The 23,754-nt window shown below is 41.1% G+C and carries 23 protein-coding genes; 20 read left to right on the top strand and 3 right to left on the bottom strand.

Annotated features, from left to right (window positions below; translation table 11 throughout):
- Nucleotides 1-12 precede the first annotated feature (12 nt).
- The 4 genes from CDZ94_RS05595 to coaD all read left to right on the top strand — a co-directional run bounded on the left by CDZ94_RS05595 (nt 13) and on the right by coaD (nt 2,330).
- Nucleotides 13-456, top strand: a complete 444-nt coding sequence (locus CDZ94_RS05595) for a YlbF/YmcA family competence regulator (RefSeq protein WP_425352555.1) — start codon at nt 13-15, stop codon at nt 454-456.
- A 148-nt stretch (nt 457-604) separates the two neighbouring features.
- Nucleotides 605-880, top strand: coding sequence for a YlbG family protein (locus CDZ94_RS05590; protein WP_096435528.1), 276 nt, complete (start codon nt 605-607; stop codon nt 878-880).
- A 393-nt stretch (nt 881-1,273) separates the two neighbouring features.
- The gene (gene rsmD, locus CDZ94_RS05585; RefSeq protein WP_096435527.1) at nt 1,274-1,828 is read left to right on the top strand and encodes a 16S rRNA (guanine(966)-N(2))-methyltransferase RsmD; all 555 of its coding nucleotides are present in this window, start codon (nt 1,274-1,276) and stop codon (nt 1,826-1,828) included.
- 22 nt (nt 1,829-1,850) lie between these two features.
- The gene (gene coaD, locus CDZ94_RS05580; RefSeq protein ID WP_096435526.1) at nt 1,851-2,330 is read left to right on the top strand and encodes a pantetheine-phosphate adenylyltransferase; all 480 of its coding nucleotides are present in this window, start codon (nt 1,851-1,853) and stop codon (nt 2,328-2,330) included.
- Between the two features lie 70 nt (nt 2,331-2,400).
- On the opposite strand, the gene ylbJ is transcribed toward coaD, so the two are convergent.
- Nucleotides 2,401-3,630, bottom strand: a complete 1,230-nt coding sequence (gene ylbJ, locus CDZ94_RS05575; protein WP_425352523.1) for a sporulation integral membrane protein YlbJ — start codon at nt 3,628-3,630, stop codon at nt 2,401-2,403.
- Nucleotides 3,631-3,748: 118 nt separating this feature from the next.
- Between ylbJ and CDZ94_RS05570 the strand changes: the two genes are divergently transcribed.
- Both CDZ94_RS05570 and CDZ94_RS05565 read left to right on the top strand, forming a co-directional pair.
- A complete protein-coding gene (locus CDZ94_RS05570; RefSeq protein WP_096435524.1) occupies nt 3,749-4,558 on the top strand; it encodes a patatin-like phospholipase family protein in 810 nt (269 codons plus the stop codon).
- Nucleotides 4,530-5,573, top strand: a complete 1,044-nt coding sequence (locus CDZ94_RS05565) for a SepM family pheromone-processing serine protease (protein WP_096435523.1) — start codon at nt 4,530-4,532, stop codon at nt 5,571-5,573. The genes CDZ94_RS05570 and CDZ94_RS05565 overlap by 29 nt, the downstream gene beginning before the upstream one ends.
- Nucleotides 5,574-5,646: 73 nt before the next feature.
- Here the strand turns inward: CDZ94_RS05565 and CDZ94_RS05560 are convergent, their stop codons facing one another.
- A complete protein-coding gene (locus CDZ94_RS05560; protein WP_096435522.1) occupies nt 5,647-6,882 on the bottom strand; it encodes a nucleotidyltransferase in 1,236 nt (411 codons plus the stop codon).
- A gap of 397 nt (nt 6,883-7,279) precedes the next feature.
- Here CDZ94_RS05560 and CDZ94_RS05555 point away from each other — a divergent pair, with 397 nt between their 5' ends.
- From CDZ94_RS05555 to CDZ94_RS21800, 4 genes are all read left to right on the top strand, one after another.
- A complete protein-coding gene (locus CDZ94_RS05555; protein ID WP_096435521.1) occupies nt 7,280-7,789 on the top strand; it encodes a YceD family protein in 510 nt (169 codons plus the stop codon).
- Nucleotides 7,790-7,933: 144 nt separating this feature from the next.
- Nucleotides 7,934-8,107: a 50S ribosomal protein L32 gene (gene rpmF, locus CDZ94_RS05550; protein ID WP_096435520.1), complete on the top strand. Its 174-nt coding sequence runs from the start codon at nt 7,934-7,936 to the stop codon at nt 8,105-8,107.
- Nucleotides 8,108-8,403: 296 nt separating this feature from the next.
- The gene (locus CDZ94_RS05545; protein ID WP_096435519.1) at nt 8,404-9,162 is read left to right on the top strand and encodes an enoyl-CoA hydratase/isomerase family protein; all 759 of its coding nucleotides are present in this window, start codon (nt 8,404-8,406) and stop codon (nt 9,160-9,162) included.
- A gap of 144 nt (nt 9,163-9,306) precedes the next feature.
- Complete coding sequence (locus CDZ94_RS21800; protein WP_096435518.1) at nt 9,307-9,873, top strand: RsfA family transcriptional regulator; 567 nt, start codon at nt 9,307-9,309, stop codon at nt 9,871-9,873.
- A gap of 142 nt (nt 9,874-10,015) precedes the next feature.
- Here the strand turns inward: CDZ94_RS21800 and CDZ94_RS05535 are convergent, their stop codons facing one another.
- On the bottom strand, nt 10,016-10,507 hold the full coding sequence (locus tag CDZ94_RS05535; protein ID WP_096435517.1) for an N-acetyltransferase: 492 nt from the start codon (nt 10,505-10,507) through the stop codon (nt 10,016-10,018).
- 793 nt (nt 10,508-11,300) lie between these two features.
- Here CDZ94_RS05535 and CDZ94_RS05530 point away from each other — a divergent pair.
- The 10 genes from CDZ94_RS05530 to CDZ94_RS05485 all read left to right on the top strand — a co-directional run bounded on the left by CDZ94_RS05530 (nt 11,301) and on the right by CDZ94_RS05485 (nt 23,747).
- The gene (locus CDZ94_RS05530; protein WP_157811961.1) at nt 11,301-12,209 is read left to right on the top strand and encodes a 2-dehydropantoate 2-reductase; all 909 of its coding nucleotides are present in this window, start codon (nt 11,301-11,303) and stop codon (nt 12,207-12,209) included.
- Nucleotides 12,199-12,606, top strand: a complete 408-nt coding sequence (locus tag CDZ94_RS05525; protein WP_232735738.1) for a DUF3397 domain-containing protein — start codon at nt 12,199-12,201, stop codon at nt 12,604-12,606. Before CDZ94_RS05530 ends, CDZ94_RS05525 begins: the two co-directional genes overlap by 11 nt.
- Nucleotides 12,607-12,695: 89 nt before the next feature.
- Complete coding sequence (gene bshC / locus CDZ94_RS05520) at nt 12,696-14,327, top strand: bacillithiol biosynthesis cysteine-adding enzyme BshC (protein WP_157811962.1); 1,632 nt, start codon at nt 12,696-12,698, stop codon at nt 14,325-14,327.
- Between the two features lie 399 nt (nt 14,328-14,726).
- Nucleotides 14,727-15,158, top strand: coding sequence for a division/cell wall cluster transcriptional repressor MraZ (gene mraZ, locus CDZ94_RS05515; RefSeq protein ID WP_096435513.1), 432 nt, complete (start codon nt 14,727-14,729; stop codon nt 15,156-15,158).
- A gap of 31 nt (nt 15,159-15,189) precedes the next feature.
- Complete coding sequence (gene rsmH / locus CDZ94_RS05510) at nt 15,190-16,122, top strand: 16S rRNA (cytosine(1402)-N(4))-methyltransferase RsmH (protein WP_096435512.1); 933 nt, start codon at nt 15,190-15,192, stop codon at nt 16,120-16,122.
- A gap of 14 nt (nt 16,123-16,136) precedes the next feature.
- Entirely contained in the window at nt 16,137-16,505 is a 369-nt protein-coding gene (ftsL, locus tag CDZ94_RS05505; protein WP_096435511.1) for a cell division protein FtsL, read from the top strand.
- A gap of 17 nt (nt 16,506-16,522) precedes the next feature.
- Entirely contained in the window at nt 16,523-18,748 is a 2,226-nt protein-coding gene (locus CDZ94_RS05500) for a penicillin-binding protein (protein ID WP_096435510.1), read from the top strand.
- Between the two features lie 126 nt (nt 18,749-18,874).
- Nucleotides 18,875-20,818 (top strand): stage V sporulation protein D, encoded by a 1,944-nt coding sequence (locus CDZ94_RS05495; protein WP_096435509.1) that lies wholly within the window; start codon nt 18,875-18,877, stop codon nt 20,816-20,818.
- 87 nt (nt 20,819-20,905) lie between these two features.
- Complete coding sequence (locus CDZ94_RS05490) at nt 20,906-22,390, top strand: UDP-N-acetylmuramoyl-L-alanyl-D-glutamate--2,6-diaminopimelate ligase (RefSeq protein WP_096435508.1); 1,485 nt, start codon at nt 20,906-20,908, stop codon at nt 22,388-22,390.
- On the top strand, nt 22,377-23,747 hold the full coding sequence (locus CDZ94_RS05485; protein ID WP_096435507.1) for a UDP-N-acetylmuramoyl-tripeptide--D-alanyl-D-alanine ligase: 1,371 nt from the start codon (nt 22,377-22,379) through the stop codon (nt 23,745-23,747). The genes CDZ94_RS05490 and CDZ94_RS05485 overlap by 14 nt, the downstream gene beginning before the upstream one ends.
- The last annotated feature ends 7 nt before the right edge of the window (nt 23,748-23,754 follow it).

Here is a 23,754-nt window from a genome sequence, read left to right as displayed (position 1 = left end):
GCGGAGGTGTTCATTTTGATTACAACTGCAACAGGGTCGGGTGTCCTCCATTCTGCTTATGAGCTCGGAGACTTTGTCACTTCCTCAGAAGTGTACGTTGATTATATAGAAGCAAAAAAAACGGTGGACAATGATGAAGAAGCGCAGCAATTAATCTCAACATTTACGCGCTTAAAGGATCAATATGATGAAGTTCAACGTTTTGGAAAGTATCACCCTGACTTTAAACGGGTGACGAAGGAAGTTCGGGAAACAAAGCGGATGGTTGACACTCATGAATCGATCGCACAATATAAAAAAGCTGAAAAGGCCTTAGAAGAGCTGCTAAGAGATGTAAGTTTGATCATTGCTGATACAGTATCGAAAAGTATTAAAGTCCCTACAGGGAACCCTTTCTTTGATCAAGATGGCTGTTCTGGAGGCTGTGGTTCTGGTGGCAGCTGCGGATGTTCGTAGTCATTATTTTCGAGGGTTAAGAAAGTAAAGAAATCTACGTTTCGATGTCTAGCCCGGCCGCCTTGCGCTTTTCTTTAGTATTGCAACTAGTCAGGAGTAATGCTAGACTATCGATAAAGAATTGACGAAAAAGGGGACAGGGAGCACGATGATCGGAAATCGCGTCGGACTGGCTGTTTGGGTACAGTCGTTAAAGCATGTTAAACAGCTTAGACGATTTGGCAACATTCATTACGTATCACGCAAAATGAAATACATCGTAATCTACTGTGATGGTGAAAAGGTGGACCAAACAAAAGAGAAGCTCGAGTCCTTTCATTTTGTAAAACGTGTATCGTTGTCGATGCGACCTTGGCTAAATACTGAATTTCAAAACTCAAAACCAGATAAAGCAAAAGAATACGACTATAAAATGGGATTATAGCCTTCGCTTTTTAGCGAAGGCTTTTTCTTATGTATTTGAAAACCCCCGGCATAGCCAGTGGTTTTCAAATACATAAGAAAAAAACTCGCAGAATATTTTTCTGCGAGCTGCCCTATTGTATTCCGCTCCGATTAAAGGAAATGGACTACAAAGGCTATGGGAGAGGAGAAACCGGAGGAAGAACTTATGGGGAAACGTAAGCCTTCTCCGCGGTTGTCAGCAACATTGGTATCATGTTGCTATCCTTATTATGGACAAGAGACCAATCTTTATACACAACTAAGTGTAGTTTTGAATTTTCGAACTTCGGATATTTTTGCTACGCTCCCGTTTATGCTACGATAAAATAGATTTAGAAGTAGTGTAGATGAAGGACAAAGGGGATACAATACTATGCGAGTGATTAGTGGTGACAAAAAAGGAATACCGATTAAAGCTGTAGCTGGACAATCTACAAGACCGACTACAGACAAAGTAAAAGAATCGATTTTTAATATGATCGGTCCATACTTTCAAGGTGGTACAGCCCTCGATTTATATGGAGGAGCTGGTGGACTTGGAATTGAAGCGTTGAGCAGAGGAGTCGATACGGCCGTATTCGTAGACCGGGAATATAAAGCGATTCAAACGATCAAAGCCAACCTTAAATCATGCAAGCTTGAGTCCAAAGCTGAAGTTTATAAAAATGATGCCAAACGAGCGTTACAGGCTCTCGTCAAGCGCGAACGAACGTTTACATATATTTTTCTCGATCCTCCGTATGCTAGGGAACGTCTAGCTGATGAACTCACCTTTATTTCAGATCATCAACTTCTTGAGAACGAAGGGCAGGTCGTCGTAGAGCATGGGATAAAAACAGTCCTTAAACATCAATATGGGAGACTCAGCCTCGTTCGTACTGAACGATATGGAGACACGGTAATTTCGATTTACGTGATGAGCAATTAAATTTTATTAAGGAGGCAACATCATGGGAAGTGTGGCAGTTTGTCCAGGTAGTTTTGATCCGGTTACATTGGGTCATTTAGATATTGTAACGAGAGGAGCCAAAGTTTTCGATCGTGTCATTGTGTCCGTGTTAAATAATCGAAGCAAAAATCCTTTGTTTTCGATAGACGAGCGGGTAGCATTATTAAAAGAGACGACAGCTCATTTACCTAATGTAGAAGTCGATAGCTTTGATGGCTTGTTAATTGAGTACGTTAAAAATAAACAAGCAAATGCGATTATTAAAGGGTTGCGTGCGGTATCTGACTTTGAATACGAGCTGCAAATGGCTTCGATAAACCGAAAGCTTGATGAAGATATCGAAACGTTTTTTATGATGACTAATAACCAGTATTCTTATTTGAGCTCAAGCATCGTTAAAGAGCTGGCCAAGTATCAAGCTTCTGTTACAGATCTTGTTCCAGCGCAGGTTGAGACGGCATTACTTGAAAAATTTAAATAAAGAAAAGATACAAATTCAAAGCTCAGCGAAACCGTCTCGGACCTTTTGGCGCTCCTTTGGAACAAGTATTTTATGCTGATTTTTGTAAGAATTGTTTCATCTTAATAAGGATAAAGAAACAAAGTACGAATAGCGTAATTAAGCCTCCAAAGCGGATGAGCCATTCATAAATGGCTACAAATAGAGCTTGCCCACCGGCAGAAGACAATGGAGAAAAGGCTTCCTGAGTTGTACTCTCCAACCGGGAAGCATAAAGTGGTTCATAGAGTAGTGCAGCTAACACAGCAGCCGATAATCCGTGAAGTAAGCGGGCAAAGAAAAAAGGTTTAAAGCGAATATCTGTCTCAGCTAAAATACTGGCTACTTGAGCCTGAACACTAAACCCGTTAAAGCCAAGAATAAAGCTCGTAATAATAACTTGTTGTAAAAGGGTTGTTTGATTTGTCACACTTGCCATTTGGCTACCGAGTGTGATTTCAAATAATCCTGAAATAAGAGCAGGACTTAGTTCGTTAGGAATATGGAGCGCTGTAAGAATGACGGTAGTCAAAACAGCAAAAAAATCAGAAATGTGAATGACTGTAAGTAACCGGTTTAATACTGAAAAGAGAATGATAAATCCACCGATCATCATTAACGTTGTAATTGCCGATTGTACAGCATCGCCCATCATTTTTCCAAGAGGTCTATTATCTTTTAAACGTTCTTCGTGCATAAGTCTAAAGGCTTGACGAATAGAGAAGGAAGAATGGTAGCGAGTGTTTTTAGGTTCGTTTATTTCATGTTTTCGTCCGTAAAATCCCATAACAATTCCGACGATGAAATTCCCTAAATAGTGGCAAGCTGCAAGTAAAATACCTAACTGTGCGTTATGAAAAAAACCTACAGCAACAGCCCCGAATATAAAAACAGGGTTAGAGGAATTGGTGAAAGATACGAGACGTTCAGCTTGTATAGCTGTTAGTTTTTTATCTTTTCGTAAACGGGCCGTTAATTTTGCGCCAGCGGGAAAGCCAGAAGCCATCCCCATCGCCCATACAAAGCCTCCAACACCTGGAACACGGAACAACGGTCGCATTACAGGTTCGAAAAATGCACCTACAAAGCTGACAACACCGAAGCTGATTAAAAATTCAGCCATGATAAAAAAAGGCAATAATGAAGGGAATACGACATCCCACCACATTTCCAACCCTCGGACAGAAGCTTCATAGGCATCTTTTGGGAATAATATAAAAGTGACAGCTAAAAAAGTAGCTGTACTTCCAAAGGTAATTGTTTTAAATACTGAGGCTGTCAACGCCAAGCCTCCTCTCAGGCAGCATTCATAAACTTGTCCTTAATTCAATATACGTAACAATAAAGAGTTTAGACCTGTAACGTGTAACGGATGAACAGTTCAGTTAGGGGGCGATAAGGTGGACCCAAAGATTGGTTTAGCTCTTGGCTCTGGAGGGTCTAGGGGGTTTGCTCATATCGGCGTATTAAAGGTATTAGTCCGAGAAGGGATCCCCATTGACTTTATAGCAGGCAGCAGTATGGGAGCCCTTATTGGTGCTCTTTATGGCGCAGGCCACTCTCCTGAATTGATGGAGAAGATGGCATTCCAATTCAGGCGGAAGTACTTTGTAGATATTACCGTGCCTAAGATGGGGTTTGTTAAGGGAGAAAAAGCGAAGAATGTGATCCGGATGCTAGTGAAACAAAAAATGCTTGAGGAGCTTCAACCGAGCGTATCTGTGGTGGCGACTGATTTGAAAAAAGGAGAAAAAGTCATTTTTACAAAAGGTGATATTGCTCAAGCTGTACGAGCGAGTATTGCGATTCCCGGTATTTTAGTGCCAGAAAAAATCGGAGGGCGTTTGTTTGTTGATGGCGGGGTTGTTGACCGAGTACCTGTTAGTGTTGTTAAAGATATGGGTGCTGAGATTGTCGTTGCGGTCGATGTTTCTTACTTTAATGCAGAGCCTGACATTACGTCGATTTATGATGTGATTATCCAAAGTATGGACATAATGGAAAAAGAAATGGTAAGATATCGGGAAATAGAATCTGATTTAATGATAAGACCGATCTTTAAACATATTAAAGCGACACAATTCACAGAAGTTGAAGAAATTATTAGGCAAGGCGAAAAAGAAATGGAAAAACACCTTTCCTTATTAAAAGAGATAATAGCGGCATGGAAGGAGAAACATCATGAACGAAACGAAAGAGAAGAAGAGTAAAGCATCGGTTATCCGTTGGACTGTTTTTATTTTAATCCTTGTGTTTGTGAACTTCTATCAATTGCCTTATTACTTTAGTATTCCAGGTGATGCCAAAGTTTTAAGTGAAGTGATTGAGGTGGAGGAAGGAAACGAATATGAAGGATCCTTAAGTCTGACAACAGTCAGAATGGGAAAAGCGAATACAGTGAATTATATATGGTCGCTATTAAGTAATGAAAGGGATATCATCCCAGAGAATTTAGTCCGGCCTGAGGGGGAAACAGACGAAGAATATCATCACCGGCAGCTAATGATGATGTCGAGCTCCCAGGATGTCTCTGTTCTTGTTGCTTATAATGCTGCAGGAAAAGAGGCGTATTTTGAAAACTACGGAGTCTTAGTCACCAGTTTTGTTGATGGCATGGATGCAAAAGGGAAACTTGAAGTCAGCGATCGGATCATTGAGGTTAATGATGAGGAAACATTAACAGCAGAAGCGCTTCTCGATGTCCTTAGTATAGTAACGATCGGTGATGAAGTTGACTTGGTAGCAGAACGGGACGAAGAGACGCTTGAGGTTACGATAAATGTAGAACCATTTCCAGAGGAACTCGATCCTACCGGCGAGCGAGGAGGTATCGGGATTGCCCATCCAATTACCGACCGTGAACTCATAAAAAGTCCGGAGGTTACAATAAATACTGCTGAAATTGGCGGCCCTTCTGCTGGACTCATGTTTGCGCTCGAAATTTATAATCAGCTTGTTGAAGAAGATATTACGAAAGGGCACCACATTGCTGGTACGGGTTCATTAAGTGAAGAAGGGCTCGTCGGCAGGATAGGCGGCGTGAAACAAAAAATAATTGCATCTGATAAGGCAGGCGCTTCTGTTTTCTTTGCTCCAAACGAAGAAGGGGTAGAAGGGTCGAATTATGAAGTCGCAATGGAAACCGCCGCATCGATTGATACTGACATGGAAGTTGTCGCTGTTGACACGTTTGAAGAGGCGCTGGCTTATTTAGAAACCCTTTAGAGGAAGTATCCCCGTAGGTTAAGTGTTATCGCCTATTTACTCGCGTACAATAGATCATGAAAGGCGCTTTCCGTTATAGGAAAGTGCCTTTTTCGCGGTGATAGCGAATCGGTTTTTCGGTAAATTCCCTTGTAAGACAGTGGTTCGTATGATTAATGAGTGGCAAATGATGAACGGTCGCTGCTTCGATATCTTTTTGGAGAAGAGGGTCTTTTCCTTTACTTGCATTTGTGATCATCCTCGCACCTATCTGCTTTTTGATTGAAGAAAGATATTCTTGACCGACTGTACTCATTCCAAGCAGACGAATGTAGGACGGGGAGAGAGCGTTTGCGTGTGTTTTCATCCATGATTTTTTTGTATTCATTAATAAGTGGACCATCGACCGCTGTAACCTGGTCCTTGTATATCGTTTCGTTTTTAGGTAATCAATAAAGGAACTGAAACATTCACTATGTTTGATGCCTTTCTTGTAGCGATACTCCATGCCTTCTTCCATTTCGTACAATTCATGTAGCTCTGCGGGTGATGAGGTGATTACTTTTTGCCTAACGTATGGAAAATAATGTTCCCACGTATGCCACTGTCCGTATGTTTTTTTGTATTGAACGAGGTTTTCAAAGGTGGTCTCCGGTACATAGGCTTGAATATCTTCTAGAGTGAAGTTTTCAGAAACAAGCCGGTTTCGGATCATTGTTGCACTGGCGATCGCTTCATCCGAAGGTTTAAGGTCATGATAGCCTGCTTTTTCGCGGAGGATCGTTAATGGCTTAATTGAACTGTTCAGGTCATGTACAGCTTTAATATACTGTAATCCCAGAATGTTATTTGGTTTTGCAAGGTCAACACCAGTGGAGGGCAAAATGGCTTCATATGCTAATGAGCATGCTTTAGGAAAACTATAACCTTCTGACAAAAAGCTGCGAACCGCTTGGTCAATTTCTTCGCGATGCTCTGTCATTGTATGAAGTGTCCGAACAAAGTGGTCTATATCGCCATCTTCACTGCCAAAGGATATATAATCGACGTTTAATTGATCAAGAACAGCGACAGCTCCTTGGGCAAAAAGGTTTGCGTGTTGGACAGCATAAGCGAAAGGGAGCTCAACAACGATATCACACCCACCTTGTAGTGCCATTTTTGTTCTCGTCCATTTATCGGTTAACGCAGGTTCCCCTCTCTGCAGGAAAGACCCACTCATTACTGCAACTGCAAGGTCCGCTCCGGCTGCTTTTTTTGATTCGGTTAAGTGATATAAATGTCCGTTATGAAAAGGGTTATACTCTACAACAAGGCCTACTGATTTCACGTGAGTTCCTCCTCTGATTGCTCTACTACAAGGATAAGCAATTATTGTCTCTGTTTAAACTGTTTTTTTCGCGGGAACGGGTTAAAATAAAGCTATTATCGTAATTTTTGTTGCTATTTGCGCGTTTTTTAACGCTCAAAAGCTAAGAGCTATATTCTTTTGAAATTGTTTTTTCAACTGTCACTCTTTGCGTGACAGGGCAAGCATTCGCTTGCCAAACGCTCAAAAGCTAGAGGAACAATCAATCAATCAATAAACGTTCGGGTTTGAATTTGCTGATTACTTTGCTATGATTGATGCTGGCAATGAAAAATTAAATTTTGTATGTAAAGAAGTTACCTTGACAAAACAACTTGCCAAGGATATAATAACATTTGTTGTCTTGAGGTGAAATAGAATGAAATGGTCGGTTCAACAGTTGTTATCCTATAAGCAAAAAGGATTGCACGTTAACGAATCGGTAGATGTATCAGATTTAGTAAAGAAAGACCGTGAAATCCGCCATATCAGTCCTGTACATGTAACAGGAGACACATTATTTTCGAACGATGCAATCACATTTAGATTGCACATTGAAGGAAAGATGACACTCCCTTGTGCGAGGACGTTAAATGATGTAGAATATCCTTTCTCCATCGAAGCCAACGAAATATTTAAGTTGGATGAATGGGCCACCTTCGAAGAGGAAGAAGACGTTCATGAGTTGGAAGATAACACGGTAGATTTATTACCTTATGTTAAAGAACGTATTTTGTTAGAAAAACCGATGCAAGTGTTCAGTGATGAGGAGGAAGGACCTGCTCCTGTTTCTGGTAAAGACTGGGAATTAGTCCCGGAAGAAGAACAGGGGAAAAAAGTCGACCCCCGACTCAAGGACCTTGAGAAGTTTTTCGAAAAAGAAGAGTAACTATATTCAAAAAAAGCGGACAATCAGAATCGAAACCTTCACGTCATGTTCGTATGTCGTAACGATGAAGTTTGACGACTTGGGTTTTCCGGGAATTTTTGAATATCCCTTCTTCATTTTGAATTTTTCAAGGAGGTGTCAATCATGGCAGTACCTTTTCGTAGAACTAGTAAAACGCGTAAGAACAAGCGACGTACTCACATCAAATTGAATGTACCTGGCATGGTAAATTGTCCGGAGTGCGGTGAAGCTAAGCTATCTCACCGTGTATGTAAAGCTTGCGGATCTTACAAAGGTAAAGACGTTGTAAACAAATAATGTTTGACTCGAAACAGGAAGGGGTAACCCTTCCTGTTTTTTTATACTTTAATAAAGTATAAGCACAGCCGCTCGTCTAAAGGGAAAAGCATTCCTGAGACTTTAAATTTTCGCATAGATTGTCTTGTCTTATCTTATCAAAAAGCAATAATCTTTTTAGGGAACGGCTTTAACAAAAGACCGCTGTGCGTTTTTTCTCATGTTGTAGCAGGGATGGAAAATACCTAAAGGATTTTGAACTAGGTTCAAAGAATAAATAATCAGATGTCGAATAATAACGAAAAGGAGTGGTCGTGATGACAGAAAAGCAAAAAGTAATTCTTACTGCTCTCGGAGAAGGGGTAGTGAAAATTACACTTAATCGCCCGGAGGTTAGAAATGCCATCGACGAAGACGTTATTGACCAATTAAATACAATACTAGACAAACTTGAAACGAATTCTACGGTTCGCCTTGCTATCATTACTGGAGAAGGTGAGGCTTTTTGTTCAGGAGGGGATTTGAGTAAATTCCATTCGCTTAAAACTGCAGAAGATGCATTAAAAATGCTAGTTCCAATGAGTGAAATATTAAAAAGATTCGCCTCTCTTCCATTCATTACAGTTGCTTATATGAATGGTCATGCAGTAGGTGGAGGCTGTGAAATAGCGGCAAGCTGCGATTTTCGTGTTGCTAAACCGTATGTGAAAACTGGATTTATTCAAGGACAACTACAAATTACAACGGGGTGGGGTGGAGCATCCCTTTTAAAGGAAAAAATCGGTTTTACTAATGCATTGATCATGCTGAGTACAGCTCGCACGTTTACAGTTGAAGAAGGAGTAAGCTTAGGTTGGATTCAAGCTGTTGTAGAAGATGAAGACGAATTGAGGGTGTGGTGCGAGCAATGGAAGCTGGTATCACATGGAGTATTATCTACTTACAAACATTCGCTTAGAAATAAACAAGTTACTAGAGAGTTGTTTAAGAATATAGATACAGAGGTAAAAGAATGCGCGACTCTTTGGGAGAAAGAAGAGCACCACCAAGCGGTAAATGCTTTCCTTTCAAAGTAGTATTGAAGGTTGTTCCCCTTCGATAATTGAATAGGCTCTTGAAAAAAGTGAATACTGAAAATAAGAGAAAAGAGTCTATCTTTTCTATCATCCGCATACATATGGGTTGAAGGTAACTGATGAGAGAAGGAGGGATGACACCACGTGGTTCGACAGGATGCTTGGAATAATGATGAGGATCTTACATTGGCAGAAGTTGTATTAAGACATATTAGAGAAGGCAGCACACAATTATCGGCTTTTGAGGAAGTAGGTCAAAAGCTCTCTAGGACTCCTGCTGCTTGTGGCTTTCGGTGGAATTCAGCGATAAGGAAAAAGTATGACACAGCGATACAGCTAGCGAAAAAGCAAAGGAAAAGTGTGAAATCTCATCTAAACCGTTTGCCTGACATGCCAAAAGGTGATGAGAGTTATCAAGAAAAAGTCGGTCAACTTAATGGGAGTAATGAAGATGTTGTCAAAGCGTTTAATGAAGTGATCGAGTTTCTAACCAAACAGAAAAAGGTACTGCAAACCGTATCGGAGTACATGTCTCCTGAAGAGTTCACCCAGAAGTGTGAATCATTAAAGCAGGAAAATGAAGCGTTGAATGAAGAGTTATCAAAAGTAAAAGATGATTATGAATTAATAAAAAACGATTATCAGCTTATGATCAATGTCGTAGAACGTGCAGCAAAACGGAACAAAACGGCAGCTTCTTCTCCATCATAGTTGCCGGGAGAACGAAAAACGAGGAAGGGAGCCTGTGATGGGCTTCCTTCCTCATTTTTGTATAGGAGTTAGCGGACGGTTTCCGTCATTATGGTTTGGCGGCAAGCCAAGTTTTCTTTATACTTTTTACGTTCAATAATCTTTATTTTTCGTTTTCTGTCTTTTGTTCTTTTACTCCTTCCGGAAACCAAACGTATGGGTTTTCCCCACGATCTCGTTGGGTGTCGTACGTTAAAGGTTCAAAACCCATCTTGTTCCAAAACTCATCTGAACGCTGCCGGGCATTTGTCTTTAATGGTAGCTCTAATGATTTGGCATAATCAACAAGAGACTTACCAAAGCCTTTTCCTTTGTAAGGTTCTAAAACTTCAAGTTTCCAAAGTTCATAGTAATCTTGAGGAGGTTCGAAATAGCGATCGTATTTTTCGTCTACTTTGTATAAACTCATGCGAGCGACTAATTTGTCACCGTAATAAATGCCATAGAATGGAGATTCACTGTCGTTATCAATCATGTTTCCTTGCAAGTCTTCTTTCATGGACAATTCTTGCAATCCATACTCACGAAAGTTTTCAAACTCTTCAAGTGTTTTAAAGTTTATACGTAAGCGCTTAACTTCTTTGTAATCAACCATGGCTGTCCCTCCAACTTATCAGTTAATTTTATTTTACTATAACAACGGCGGAATTATCTATATATTTTTATAATTTGAAAAGAGAAAGTTTGAAATGAAAGGGAAAAAGGTGCATGGATGGAAAATATGATAAAATGAGTAATATCAAAGTCTTGTTTTATTTCTTTTTTAGTGGTTTCTGTGAGTGTGAAGACAATGATAGAGTAGTTTTTTTATTCCTGAGACTTTAAAATATACGGCGGAAACTAATGCTATTTTTAATAAAGGCCTTTTCGCTCAGATTGACGTTATTGATTTAAATGATTATCCCCTTTGCTCAGAATTATGAAGGCATCAGACATGTTTAATATTTCACTTTTAATTAAGGCTCTTTTCGTATGTATTGCTGCTTTTAATCTTCGCAGCTGAAATAAACTGCGACATCACCTACCGCTTCGGAAATACACTACGCTTTCGCGGGCTCGCGCTGAGCCTCCTCGTTCGCAAAGTGCGCTCACTGTGGGGTCTCAACGTCTTCGCTTTCCCGCTGGAATCTACGTGTATTTCCTTCGCTGGTATAGTGCTTTGTAAATTCATCACATTTATATATTGCTTGATGAAGTCAAACAATGGCTATTCATTTTTATAATGGATGATTGGAGCGAAGGGCAGTCGACTCCTGCGGGAAAAGCAAAAGCTGAAAACACCGTGAATCCGAACGAAGATCTTATCTTATTAAAAAGCAATAATCATTTAGGAAACTGCTTTAATAAAAGACCGCTATGCAGTTTTTCTAAATCCAGGAGGGATGAATGTGACAATTGGTATTATTGGCAGCGGGTCAATAGGTCTGTTGCTAGCAAGTTATTTACAATTGGCTGACCATGAAGTGAAACTGTTTACACAAAGAAAACAACAAGCTGATGTCATTCAAAAGGAAGGCATTCATCTCCTTCAAGATCAGCGCTCGATTCATTTGCATACGCGAATACAAGCAAACTCGTTCTTAGAATGGAATCCAGGTAAATGGGACTGTGTATTTATAGCTGTTAAGCAATATCAGCTTGACCATGTCCTTAGCGTACTTTCAAGAACGGTTCTTAGCTGTCCGGTTATTCTCGTTTTAAATGGAATGGGGCACGTGGAGAAAGCTGAGAGATATTTAGGGAACACGCCGCTTTATGCTAGTGTAGTTACGCATGGTGCAAAAAGAATAACTGATAATCAAGTGCGTCACACAGGCGTTGGTGAATGCAAAATTGGCTCATTGAAAGGGATGAATGGTGAGCTGGACTCTGTCATTTACAGACTGGATCAAGCTGGTTTTACTGCAAAGTCTGAGGTCGATATTACTCGCTGGATGCGTGAAAAATTGGTAGTGAATGCGGTAATTAATCCATTGACAGCTTTATATAGGGTGGAGAATGGCGCACTTTTATCCAATGAATTTTACTATGAAAATGCAAAAGCAGTATATATCGAAATCAAAAATGTCATAACCCCTGTTCCGAGGTGGGAGCAGGTGGAGGATATCATCCGAAAAACCTCGAAAAACCATTCTTCGATGTATGAAGATATTCGCTTGAAAAGAAGAACGGAAATAGATGCGATAACAGGGTACATACTGGACAAAGGGGAAGAGCAGGGACACAAGCTGCCAATTGTGTCATTTTTGCATGAATCAGTCAAAGGTTTGGAAAGGGGGAGTGCTAATGTTAGGTGATGTGATGGCTTATGTCGTGGCGACACTTGTTACCGCACCCATCATTGGTCTTTATTTGGTCTATATCATTACTGTGAAAATGACGAAGAAAAAAGTTTACGCGTTAAAGTTAGCTGTAGATTGGTCATTGTTGCTGTTTATGTTTGCCGTTCATTTTATCATAATGGAAATTTGGAACGTTTCATTGATTGGAATGATGATTGCTCTTATCTTGCTAACTGCTATTGTTTTTACTTTTATCCATTGGAGAATGTATGAGGAAATCAAGATTTTGCGAATTATCAAAGGGGTCTGGCGGTTTCAGTTTGTCGTCTTTTTAGTTTTATATTTCGTGTTAATGTTCTATGGGTTTGCTTCAGAAATGTTTATGTTTACTTTCGGGGGGACGCAAGTTTAATCAATTGGTCATAAGCAGAAGTTTTGCTATAATGTACGAGTAAAATATCGGCACTCGAAATGAATCGAAGGCGAAAGGTTGTTACACATATGCACATCCAGTATGAACCATTGTCAGGGCATAATCCCTTTCTAGATAGATACATAGAAGAAGACCCCGCTTTAATGACCTTTTACGATTACAGCTACCAAGTAACGGATTTGCAAGAGAGGGCAAAAGAGTTAAAAGCCCGGAACTTTCAAAGAGCTAAATTGAAATCTGTCTTAAAAACATATAATGAGAGCCTCACATCGAATCAAGCCACCTTCGAACAAATTGACAAGCTCGGTGATGATCGCTCTCTCATGATTGTAGGTGGGCAGCAGGCGGGGCTTTTTACAGGTCCTATGTATACAATTAACAAAGTGATCTCCATTTTGGCCCATGCTAAAGAAACCGAAGAAAACCTTGGCGTGCCCGTCGTCCCTTTGTTTTGGATAGCAGGTGAGGATCATGATATCGATGAAATTAACCACGCTTTTATTCACTATAAAGGTGAATTAAAAAGAGTAGCTATGCGTGAACGGAACGATCTCAAAATTCCAGCTTCAAAGCGGAGTCTCGATCAATCTCAAGTGATGAAGCAGTTAAAGGAATCTCTTCTTTATTTAAGGGAAACTGTACATACAAAAGATCTTTACGAAGAGTGGGAACAGCTGATTTTTAGTTCCACCACTTATGTTGAATTTTTCGCTAAACTCATCCATCGACTATTCGAAGGGACAGGACTCGTGTTAATGGATGCAGCTGATGAACAGATTCGAAAATTGGAGCGTCCATTTTTCAAAGACCTTATTGAAGAGAATGAATCCGTTCGAGATGCATTTACTGAACAAGCAAAAGCCTTTCAAGAAGCGGGCAATGGAAGTCCGGTTCAGGTCGACATGAACCTGAGTCACTTGTTTATCCATGATAATGACGAACGAATTCTTTTGTATTTTGATGAAGAACGAGAAGCTTTCGTTGATAAAGAAGGTCACCGATCATGGACAAAAAATGAATTATTAAAAGTGGCTGAAGAAGAACCGGAGAGGTTAAGCAACAACGTCATTTCCAGGCCACTTATGCAAGAATGGCTACTTCCAGTTCTTGGTTTTATTTCCGGTCCTGGGGAGATTCGATATTGGGGAACATTGAAAAAGCTGTTTCATTTTTTTAATTTTCAAATCCCCCCACTTCTCCCCCGGATGCAGTTCAGCATAGTAGAAAGAGGCGCTGAAAAGTACTTGAAAGCCCTCGACCTTAATCTTTGGCAGGTAGCCTCAGCGGGGGTGGAAGAGTCGAGAGAAGAGTGGTATGAAAAAAATAAACCTATCGATTACGACCCTATCTTTGAAACGGCTGAAGCTGAGATGAGAAAGGTGATGGAAAAAGTAGCGGAGGGACTTAATTCGACTGATGCAACAAAAATGGACTACGAGCGGTTTACTGAGAGAAGTTTGCAAGGGCTGGAGCAATATAAACGGACAGTAGGCAAACAAGTTGATCATCTCTTACGCCCCACTTTAAACCACTTCGATCATGTACGGACTGTTTTACACCCTAACGGAGGGCTACAGGAAAGAACAGTCAATGTTTTACCATTTTTAAATGAATACGGCTCAGACCTTATTCAGAGACTTTCGGTAGAAATTATAAATCGTGGATCTAAGCATCACTATCACACATTTGTATTTTTATAAGACGATAACTGTCTAATTCCTGATATAGACGGTGTGGCGGTTGTCCTCTCTTTTAACAGCAAAAAACCTTGTGCCTTGCGCAAGGTTTTTTGTTGTTTCAAGGCTTTTCATAGCTTTTAGAGTGTTTTTCCGGGGGCGAATCATTTAAGGTGAAAAACTGTCGCACTATACGTGACAGGGGAAGCAGCTGCTTGCACTTTTTTTGGCTTTTCTAAACAAAAGTGTTGGTTTCACCTTTTTGAACACGCACTAGTGAACACATCTGTAAAAAAATAGTCCATTTTCCTCTAATATTGATGTTTTCATTACAATTTAAATACTTTTTTTAAAAGGAAGTGGAGGAAAGTGGGGGGATGTGGTAAATTAGTGATAAGAAGTGGGGGAAGGAGGTGAGCCGAGATGTTTATGGGAGAGTTTCGCCATAATATCGACGAAAAAGGCAGGATGATTATTCCAGCTAAATTCCGTGACGATCTCGGCTCCTCCTTCGTAGTAACAAGAGGTTTGGACCAATGTTTGTTTGTGTATCCTGAAGAAGAATGGAGACACTTAGAACAGAAACTAAAAACCTTGCCGTTTACAAAAAAAGATGCAAGGGCCTTTACAAGGTTTTTCTTTTCTGGAGCTACTGAATGTGAACTTGATAAGCAAGGAAGAGTCAATGTTGCTTCCGTTCTTCGTTCATATGCAAAGCTGGAAAAGGAATGTGTAATTATTGGTGTCTCAAACCGCGTGGAAATTTGGAGTAAAGAGATTTGGGAAGAGTATTTTGCTGAATCTGAAGACTCGTTTACTGAAATTGCTGAAGGAATTGTAGATTTTGATTTGTAACGCAGGTGAATTTGAAGGATAGGTGTAGAAAATGTTTGAACACGAAACAGTGCTAAAGGAAGAAACCGTAGAAGGGCTTAATGTTCATCCGGATGGGATTTATGTGGACTGTACACTAGGTGGTGGAGGTCATAGTGAGCGGATATTAAAGGAACTCGGTGAAAAAGGAAAGCTGTATGCTTTTGATCAAGATGATCAAGCCTTAGCGTTTGCCAAAGAACGTTTAGAATCTTACAGGGAGAACGTAATATTTGTACGTTCGAATTTTCGCCACTTAAAAGATGAACTTCACGAAAGAGGCATTACAGAGGTTGATGGTTTTGTATTTGATCTAGGTGTGTCCTCTCCTCAGTTTGATGAACCAGAGAGAGGGTTTAGCTATCGTTATGATGCCCCGTTGGACATGAGAATGGATCAAACGCAACAGCTTACTGCTTACGATGTGGTGAATACGTGGTCGTTCCATGAATTAATGAAAGTCATTAGTCAATATGGTGAAGAGCGATTTGCAAAAAATATTGCTCGGAAAATTGAGGCGAAAAGGGAAGAAGCTCCGATTGAAACGACAGGAGAACTTGTGGACATTATTAAAGATGCCATTCCTGCACCTGCAAGAAGAAAAGGTGGACATCCAGCAAAACGAACATTTCAGGCGATCCGAATCGCTGTAAATGACGAACTCAATGTTTTCGAATCAGCATTAGAAGATGCGATCGCGTTAATTAAACCTGCTGGAAGAATTGCGGTTATTACTTTCCATTCATTAGAAGACCGGATTTGTAAAAAAGTGTTTAAACAAAAAAGTTCCACACCGGAATTGCCAAAAGGATTACCTGTGATACCAAAAGAGTATGAACCAGAGCTTACACTCGTATCTCGTAAGCCGATTTTAGCGAATGATTTAGAATTAGAGAAAAATCCAAGAGCGAAATCCGCAAAGTTGAGGATTGCTGAGAAAAATTAAGGGAGGGGTTCACCGTGAGTTTGGCAGATAAACAAGTACAACATCAACAGCACTCGATGCCTCAGCACGAAACGAAAACGTTAAAGCAACGTGTATTTAAAGGCGGTCTTACAAAAGGGGAGAGAATCATTTATCCATTGGCTTTGCTTGGAGTGATCGTTGTAGCCTATATGATGGTTTCTAACTACGCTTCGATCTACATAGCAAACCATCACATCCAGCAAACTGAACAAGTAATTGCAGAGCAGACGACTGTTAATGATGGCCTTACCTTACAGGTGAAAGAATTATCAGACCCAGATCGTATTCTCCAGATTGCTCAAAATGAACTTGGGATGGAATTGGATGATCAAAATGTAAGAGTAATCCAAAATCAGGATTAATGAGCAGGTGTTGAGAAATGGAACAATTAAAAAGTAGGAAGATTACCGTACGCGCCATTATCATTCTCGGAATCTTCCTTTTCTTTATTGGATTGATTTTTTTCAGGTTTGTATACATTCAAGCTGCAAAAGAAGTGCAGGGACAAGACTTAAACTCTCTAATTGAAGAGCGGTGGTCCCAGACGCATGTTATTGACGGGAAAAGAGGGACCATTTTTGATCGTGAAGGAGAAGCGATTGCAGAAGAAGTACCTTCCTATACACTCATTGCTATTTTAGATGATACGTATGATAACCATATAAAAGACCCGAAAGAAGCGGCACAGAAATTAACAACGGTTTTAGATCTTCCAGTCGATGCTGTAGAAGAAAGGTTTTCTCAAGATCTTGTTCAGGTAGAGGTGTCAGGAGCGAGATATTTGAGCACCGAAGTTCGACAAGAAATCGAAGACCTTGAAATTGACGGGATTACATTCCGTGAGGATCCGAAACGTTATTACCCAAACCAAACGTTTGCTTCTCATTTAATTGGTTATACCGAAAGAGATATGAGTGTTGCACGAATGGGGTTGGAACAAAGTCTTGACGAGTATTTATCCGATGAAAGTGGGGAAATTACCTACCAAAAAGACGGAAGGGGGCGTCGCCTTGCTGATGCGGAAAATACTATTTCCCCTCCCGACAACGGAAATGATGTATATTTGACCATTGATACAAAGATTCAAATGGTATTAGAGCAAGCGATGACACAGGTTAACGATGAATATTCACCTGAAAGAATGATCGCCATTGTCGCAGATCCGAAAACCGGAGAGATCCTCGGAATGTCGAATCGTCCGAGCTTTAACCCGAATCATTATGAAGACATAAGCAACTATACGAATTATGCCGTTTCATCACGTTTTGAGCCGGGTTCTACAATTAAAGCTTTTACGTTAGCTGCAGCTATAGAAGAAGGGGTATACGATGGAGAAGGAAAGTTTCGATCTGGAACATACCAAATTGGACCAGACACGATCCCTGACCACAATGCTGGGGAAGGTTGGGGAGAAATTACCTTTAACGAAGGAGTTCAACGATCATCCAACGTTGCTTTCTCTAAACTAGCTTTGGAAAATCTAAAGCCCGAGCGATTTTTCGACTACGTCGAGGCATTTGGCTTCCGTGAAACAACCGGAATCGATCTTCCTCAAGAAGCAAACAGTGCAATAGCTGACTACAGACCGATTGATGCTGCAACAACTGCCTTTGGTCAAGGGTCTGCGATTACACCGATTCAACAAATTCAAGCGGCTACTGCTATCGCTAATGGTGGAAAGATGATGAAGCCTTATGTAATTGATCGAATTTATGATAAAGACAGCGAGGATATCGTTCATCAGAGTGAACCAGAAGTGGCGGGGGAACCCATTTCTGAAAGCACATCAAAGCAAGTGCTGGAAATTTTAGAATCCGTTGTTACCTCGTCAGCGGGAACTGGTCAGCCTTATGCGATTGAAGGCTTTGATATTGCCGGAAAAACAGGGACAGCTCAAATCAATGACCCTGATGGACCTGGTAGATTATCGGGTCACGGTAACCATATTTATTCCTTTTTAGGGATGGCACCTGCTGATGATCCGGAAGTCATTGTTTATGTTGCGGTGGACCGACCGGATATTGACCTCCACGAAAGCGGGTCAATCCCAGTTTCTAAAGTGTTTAAGCCCGTCATGCAACAAAGTCTTCAATATATGAATATTACCCCTCAAACGATTGAAGAAGAACATGTAGAGGAGGCAGGTTTAGAAGTTGAAGACTATACGGAGCTTTCAGTAACAGATGTCAGTGATCAACTTGAAAGTGCCGCTTTGAACCCAATAGTAATTGGGGAAAACGACGAAGTGATTTCCCAGTTTCCGTCACAAGGAGCATCGGTCTTACCGAATGAGAAAGTTTTCTTGTTAACAGAAGGTGATTCGTTTGCCATCCCCGATTTTACAGGGTGGTCGGCCCGACATGTGTATGCCTGGATGAAATTGTCAGATCTCGACGTGACGATTGAAGGTAGCGGTTATGTAAGTACACAAAGCATTTCCCCTGGAACTGAGGTTGATCCTGGTACCCAGGTGAAAATTGAATTAGATACAGAGAGGACAGAAGAAACGACCGAGGAGCATTCAGAACCAGAAGATGAAGACGATGATTATCAGGAAAATCCTGAAGAAACCGAAGATGATGAAGACTCGTTCTTTATGGATTAAGCCAATAAGTTAAGCTAATCCGCTATATATCCCCCGATAAAACCGAAAGGACAGGTTCTAACCTGTCCTTTCTTTACATAAAAGTGAACCAAGCCAGTCTTTGAAGAGAGTGGGAGGTTCAGGGTAATGAAAATAAAGCGGGTTTCTAATGTTACCGTACGCAAGCGTTTAATTTTATCGTTGTTTGTTGGGTTGGTTGTTTTTTCGGTTATTGCAATACGACTAGGTTATGTTCAGCTTGTACTAGGGGATGACCTTTCTGAAAAAGCATCCGATTTATGGAGCAGAAACATCCCTTTTGAAGCGAACCGTGGGGAAATTCTTGACCGAAACGGGGTGCCACTGGCTACTAATGTGAGTGCTCCTTCGGTATTAGTTGTCCCGAGACAAGTGGAAGACCCAAACGAGACGGCAGCTAAATTAGCGGAAACACTAAATATGGATACGCAAAAAGCCTATGAATTAGTGACAAAAAAGGAGTCCATCGTTCGAATCAATCCAGAGGGTCGAAAAATCGCGAATGAACTGGCAAATGAAGTGAGACTTTTACAGCTAGATGGCGTCTATATTGCCGAAGATAATAGGCGCCATTATCCTTTTGGACAATACCTGTCCCACGTATTAGGGTTTGCCGGCATTGATAATCAAGGTCTGACTGGTTTAGAGTTATATTATGATGAGTATCTTAAAGGTCAAGAAGGGCATGTATCTTTTTATTCAGATGCGAAAGGGAGGAGAATGCCGAACCTTGCCGATGAGTATACCCCCCCTGTAGACGGGGTGAATTTGTCTTTAACGGTCGATTCAAATATTCAAACGATCATCGAACGTGAACTTGATAATGCTGAAGCGACTTACAATCCCGATGGTGCGATGGCGATTGCGATGAATCCGAATACAGGTGAAATTCTAGGAATGTCTTCACGTCCTGATTATGATCCGGAGCGTTTTAAAGAAGTGCCTCCGGAAATTTTTAATCAAAACAAACCGGTTTGGAGTCAGTATGAACCCGGCTCCACATTTAAAATTATTACACTTGCAGCAGCTTTAGAGGAAGGAAAGGTTGATTTAAAAGAGGACCAATTCCATGACCCGGGCTATATTGAAGTATCAGGACATCGTCTACGCTGTTGGAAAAAGGGTGGTCATGGGTCCCAAACCTTTTTAGAAGTTGTCCAGAACTCCTGTAACCCTGGGTTTGTAGCTTTAGGCGAAAGATTAGGAAAAGAAACCCTGTTCGATTATATACACGATTTTGGTTTTGGTGAAAAAACGGGAATTGACTTACAAGGTGAAGGAAAAGGGATTTTGTTTGACCTTGAAAATGTAGGTCCCCTAGAATTAGCGACGACCTCGTTTGGGCAAGGGGTATCCGTCACGCCGCTACAGCAAGTTGTTGCCGTTGCTGCTGCGGTGAACGGCGGGTATTTGTATCAGCCCTATTTGGCAAAGGAATGGACTGACCCTGACACGAGTGAAATCGTCTCACGCACTTCTCCAACGATGAAAAGACATGTTATTTCTGAAGATACATCCGCTCAAATCCGTGATGCTCTTGAGCACGTCGTAGCTAAAGGGACGGGTAGAAATGCCTTTGTTGACGGCTACCGAGTCGGTGGGAAAACGGGTACAGCCCAAAAAGCACAAGACGGGCGCTACCTTGAAAATAATCATATCGTATCTTTTATTGGTTTTGCGCCTGCTGACGATCCGCAAATCGTAGTCTACGTTGCTGTGGACAACCCGAAAGAAATTACCCAGTTTGGTGGTACTGTAGCAGCTCCTATTGTCGGGAACATTATCGAGGATAGTCTCCAAGCGATGGGGGTTGAAAAACGAGAAGACCAGATTGAAAAGGAACGTACCTGGACTGATGAACCGATCGTTGAGGTTCCGGATTTAATCGGAAGAACGGTCCGGGACATCAACCAATCCTATTATGAACTTAGGTTGGATGTATCAGGAGAAGGCAATGAAGTAGCGATGCAGTCACCTGATCCTGGTACTAGAGTTAAAGCAGGCTCTGCCGTTCGTGTATATATGGATGACAAAACGACTGAAGACCAGTAAAATAGAAATGCTATGCTTCTTTGAGAAGGAAGACGACCTTTCCTTCTCAAAGATGTAACGAATGATAGAAAAGCGAGGGATTTACATATGAAGAAGTCTCTTCAATCACTAATAGACACGTTACCTTATTATCAGTATATAGGGGAAGCAAACCCGGAAATATCCTCCGTTCACATGGACTCACGTGACGTATCTGAACACAGTTTGTTTATATGTGTAAGAGGTTTCACAGTAGATGGGCACGCGTATGCTCACGAGGCAGTGAAAAGAGGAGCTGTCGCTTTAGTTGCTGAAGAAAAACTAGAAGTAGATGTTCCTGTTATTCTTGTCAAAGATTCAAAGCGTGCGATGGCGTTAATTGCGAATCGTTTTTTCGATTACCCGACTTTGGACATGAACCTTATTGGGGTGACCGGCACGAACGGAAAAACAACGACCACCCACCTCATTGAAAAGATTTTAAATGATGCGAACCAGCGTACAGGAATCATCGGCACGATGTATGTGCGCTACGGCGGAGAGGAAAAAAAAGTTCAAAATACGACGCCTGAATCACTTCCGCTGCAACATACGTTTAATGAAATGAAAAAAGAATCCGTAGATACTGCTGTGATGGAAGTCTCTTCTCATGCACTGGAAATGGGACGTGTTCACGGGTGTCATTATGACGTGGCTGTTTTTACGAACCTATCTCAAGATCATTTGGACTATCATGAAACAATGGAGAAGTATTTACACGCTAAAGGCTTATTGTTTGCTCAACTAGGAAATGGGTACTCTCCTAAAAAAAATCCATTGGCTGTTCTAAATAGTGATGATCCTGCTTCAACTGAACTATTGAAAATGACAGCAGCTCCTGTCATTCAATATGGGATCGACAACGATAGTGAAATTCGAGCCGTAAATGTCAAGTTTGATGAAGGCGGCTCACGCTTTACAGTAACAACACCAGAAGAATCTATCCCGGTCCGTTTAAATATGGTTGGGAAATTTTCTGTCTATAATGCGTTAGCTGCAATTGCAGCTGTCCGTCCATCGGGTATTCCTTTAAAAGAAGTGATTAAAAGTCTAGAGGAAATTAACGGCGTATCCGGGCGTGTTGAAAAAGTAACAGACGACGACTCACCTTTTACTGTCCTCGTTGATTATGCCCACACTCCAGATAGTCTTGAAAATGTGTTGGAAACAATTAATGAATTTGCAACTGGCCGTGTGATCACTGTCGTTGGCTGTGGCGGGGATCGCGATCGTACGAAGCGCCCGCAAATGGCGCGTGTAGCTGAGGAGCATTCTGATTATGTATTACTAACCTCTGATAATCCGCGCTCAGAAAACCCGCGTCAAATCATTACAGACATGGAAGAAGGCATGCAAGGAGATCAATACACAGTCATCGTTGACCGCAAAGACGCGATTTTTAAAGCGGTGAACATGGCGAGTGAAAAGGACGTTATTCTTATTGCCGGAAAAGGCCATGAGACATACCAGACGATAGGAAATCAGACGTTTGATTTTGATGACCGAGTGATTGCAAAACAAGCGATGGAGGCGTTGTCTGATGAAAAAGCTTAACCTTAGTTCTTCCCTGGTACAAAAGGTTTCTCTAAATCAAACAGGATCAAACATTGATACTTTTAACGGTGTCAGCATCGATACCCGTACAATTGAAGCAGGATCTTTGTTTGTCCCAATTATTGGTGACAGATTTGATGGTCATCAGTTTTTAGAAGCTGCGATTGAAGGCGGAGCAAGCGGAACGTTCTGGCAAAAAGGTGTCCCATTACCGGATATGCTACCAAATGACTTCCCTGTCTACTTTGTAGAAGACACGTTAGAAGCGTTGCAGCAATTAGCGGAAGCATACAAAAAACAAGTAGGGCCTACTGTTATTGCGGTTACCGGTTCAAATGGAAAAACAACGACGAAGGACATGATCGCATCTGTATTGGGCGAACGACTCAATGTCCATAAAACAGAAGGGAATTATAATAACCATATTGGCCTTCCGTTAACCGTCTTACGAATGCAAGAAGATACAGATGTCCTTATTTGTGAAATGGGAATGAATCATAAAGGAGAAATTTCATTTTTAAGTGAGCTCGTTGAACCCCATTATGGTGTGATCACAAACATAGGAGAATCTCATATGGAGCAACTTGGTTCAAGAGAAGGGATAGCCGAGGCTAAAGGTGAGATCACTGACGGTATGAAAGCGAGTGGTGTTCTCATTCTTGATGGAGATGAAATGTTATTAAACCGCGAATGGAAAACATCTGTCATCGAGTGCGGGTTTCATGAAGAGGCTCTTTTCTATGCTCACTCGATTCAAAACACGCCACAAGGTGTAACTTTTACTGTCAAGGGCATTCCCGAAGCGTTTGAGCTTCCTGTTTTAGGTGCTCACAATGTGAAAAATGCCCTCTACGCGATTGCTTTAGGAGCGCACCTTGGTTTAACGGATGAAGATGCCAGGAACGGTTTGAAAAATTTAACCGTTACAAGCATGAGAATGGAGCAACTCACAGCAGAAACAGGGGCGCTACTAATTAATGATGCTTACAATGCAAGTCCTACTTCGATGAAAGCCGCGATCGAAACCGTTAAGGTAATGGAAGATTACTCTCGCAAAGTAGTCGTGCTAGGAGATATGTTAGAGTTGGGAGTTCATGAAAAAACGTTACATGAGTCTGTTGCGAGTGCTTGTGTCGGTACAGCTATGAATGTAGTCACGATTGGTGAAAAAGCATTTTGGATTGCAGAGGCATTAAAGAGCCGAAAAGACGATACACTGAATATTGAACACTACGAAAATAAAAAACAAGCAATGAAACGATTACAACACTTCAATGCACCCGATACTGTATTTTTATTTAAAGCTTCGCGGGGCATGGAGTTTGAACAATTGATTGAACAATTAATTCACAGCTAGAAAAGGT

The organism is Alteribacter populi (assembly GCF_002352765.1).
Taxonomy (GTDB): Bacteria; Bacillota; Bacilli; order Bacillales; family Salisediminibacteriaceae; genus Alteribacter; species Alteribacter populi.
Note: the sequence above shows the minus strand (reverse complement) of the source record. Positions and strands in the feature narration are given on the sequence as shown.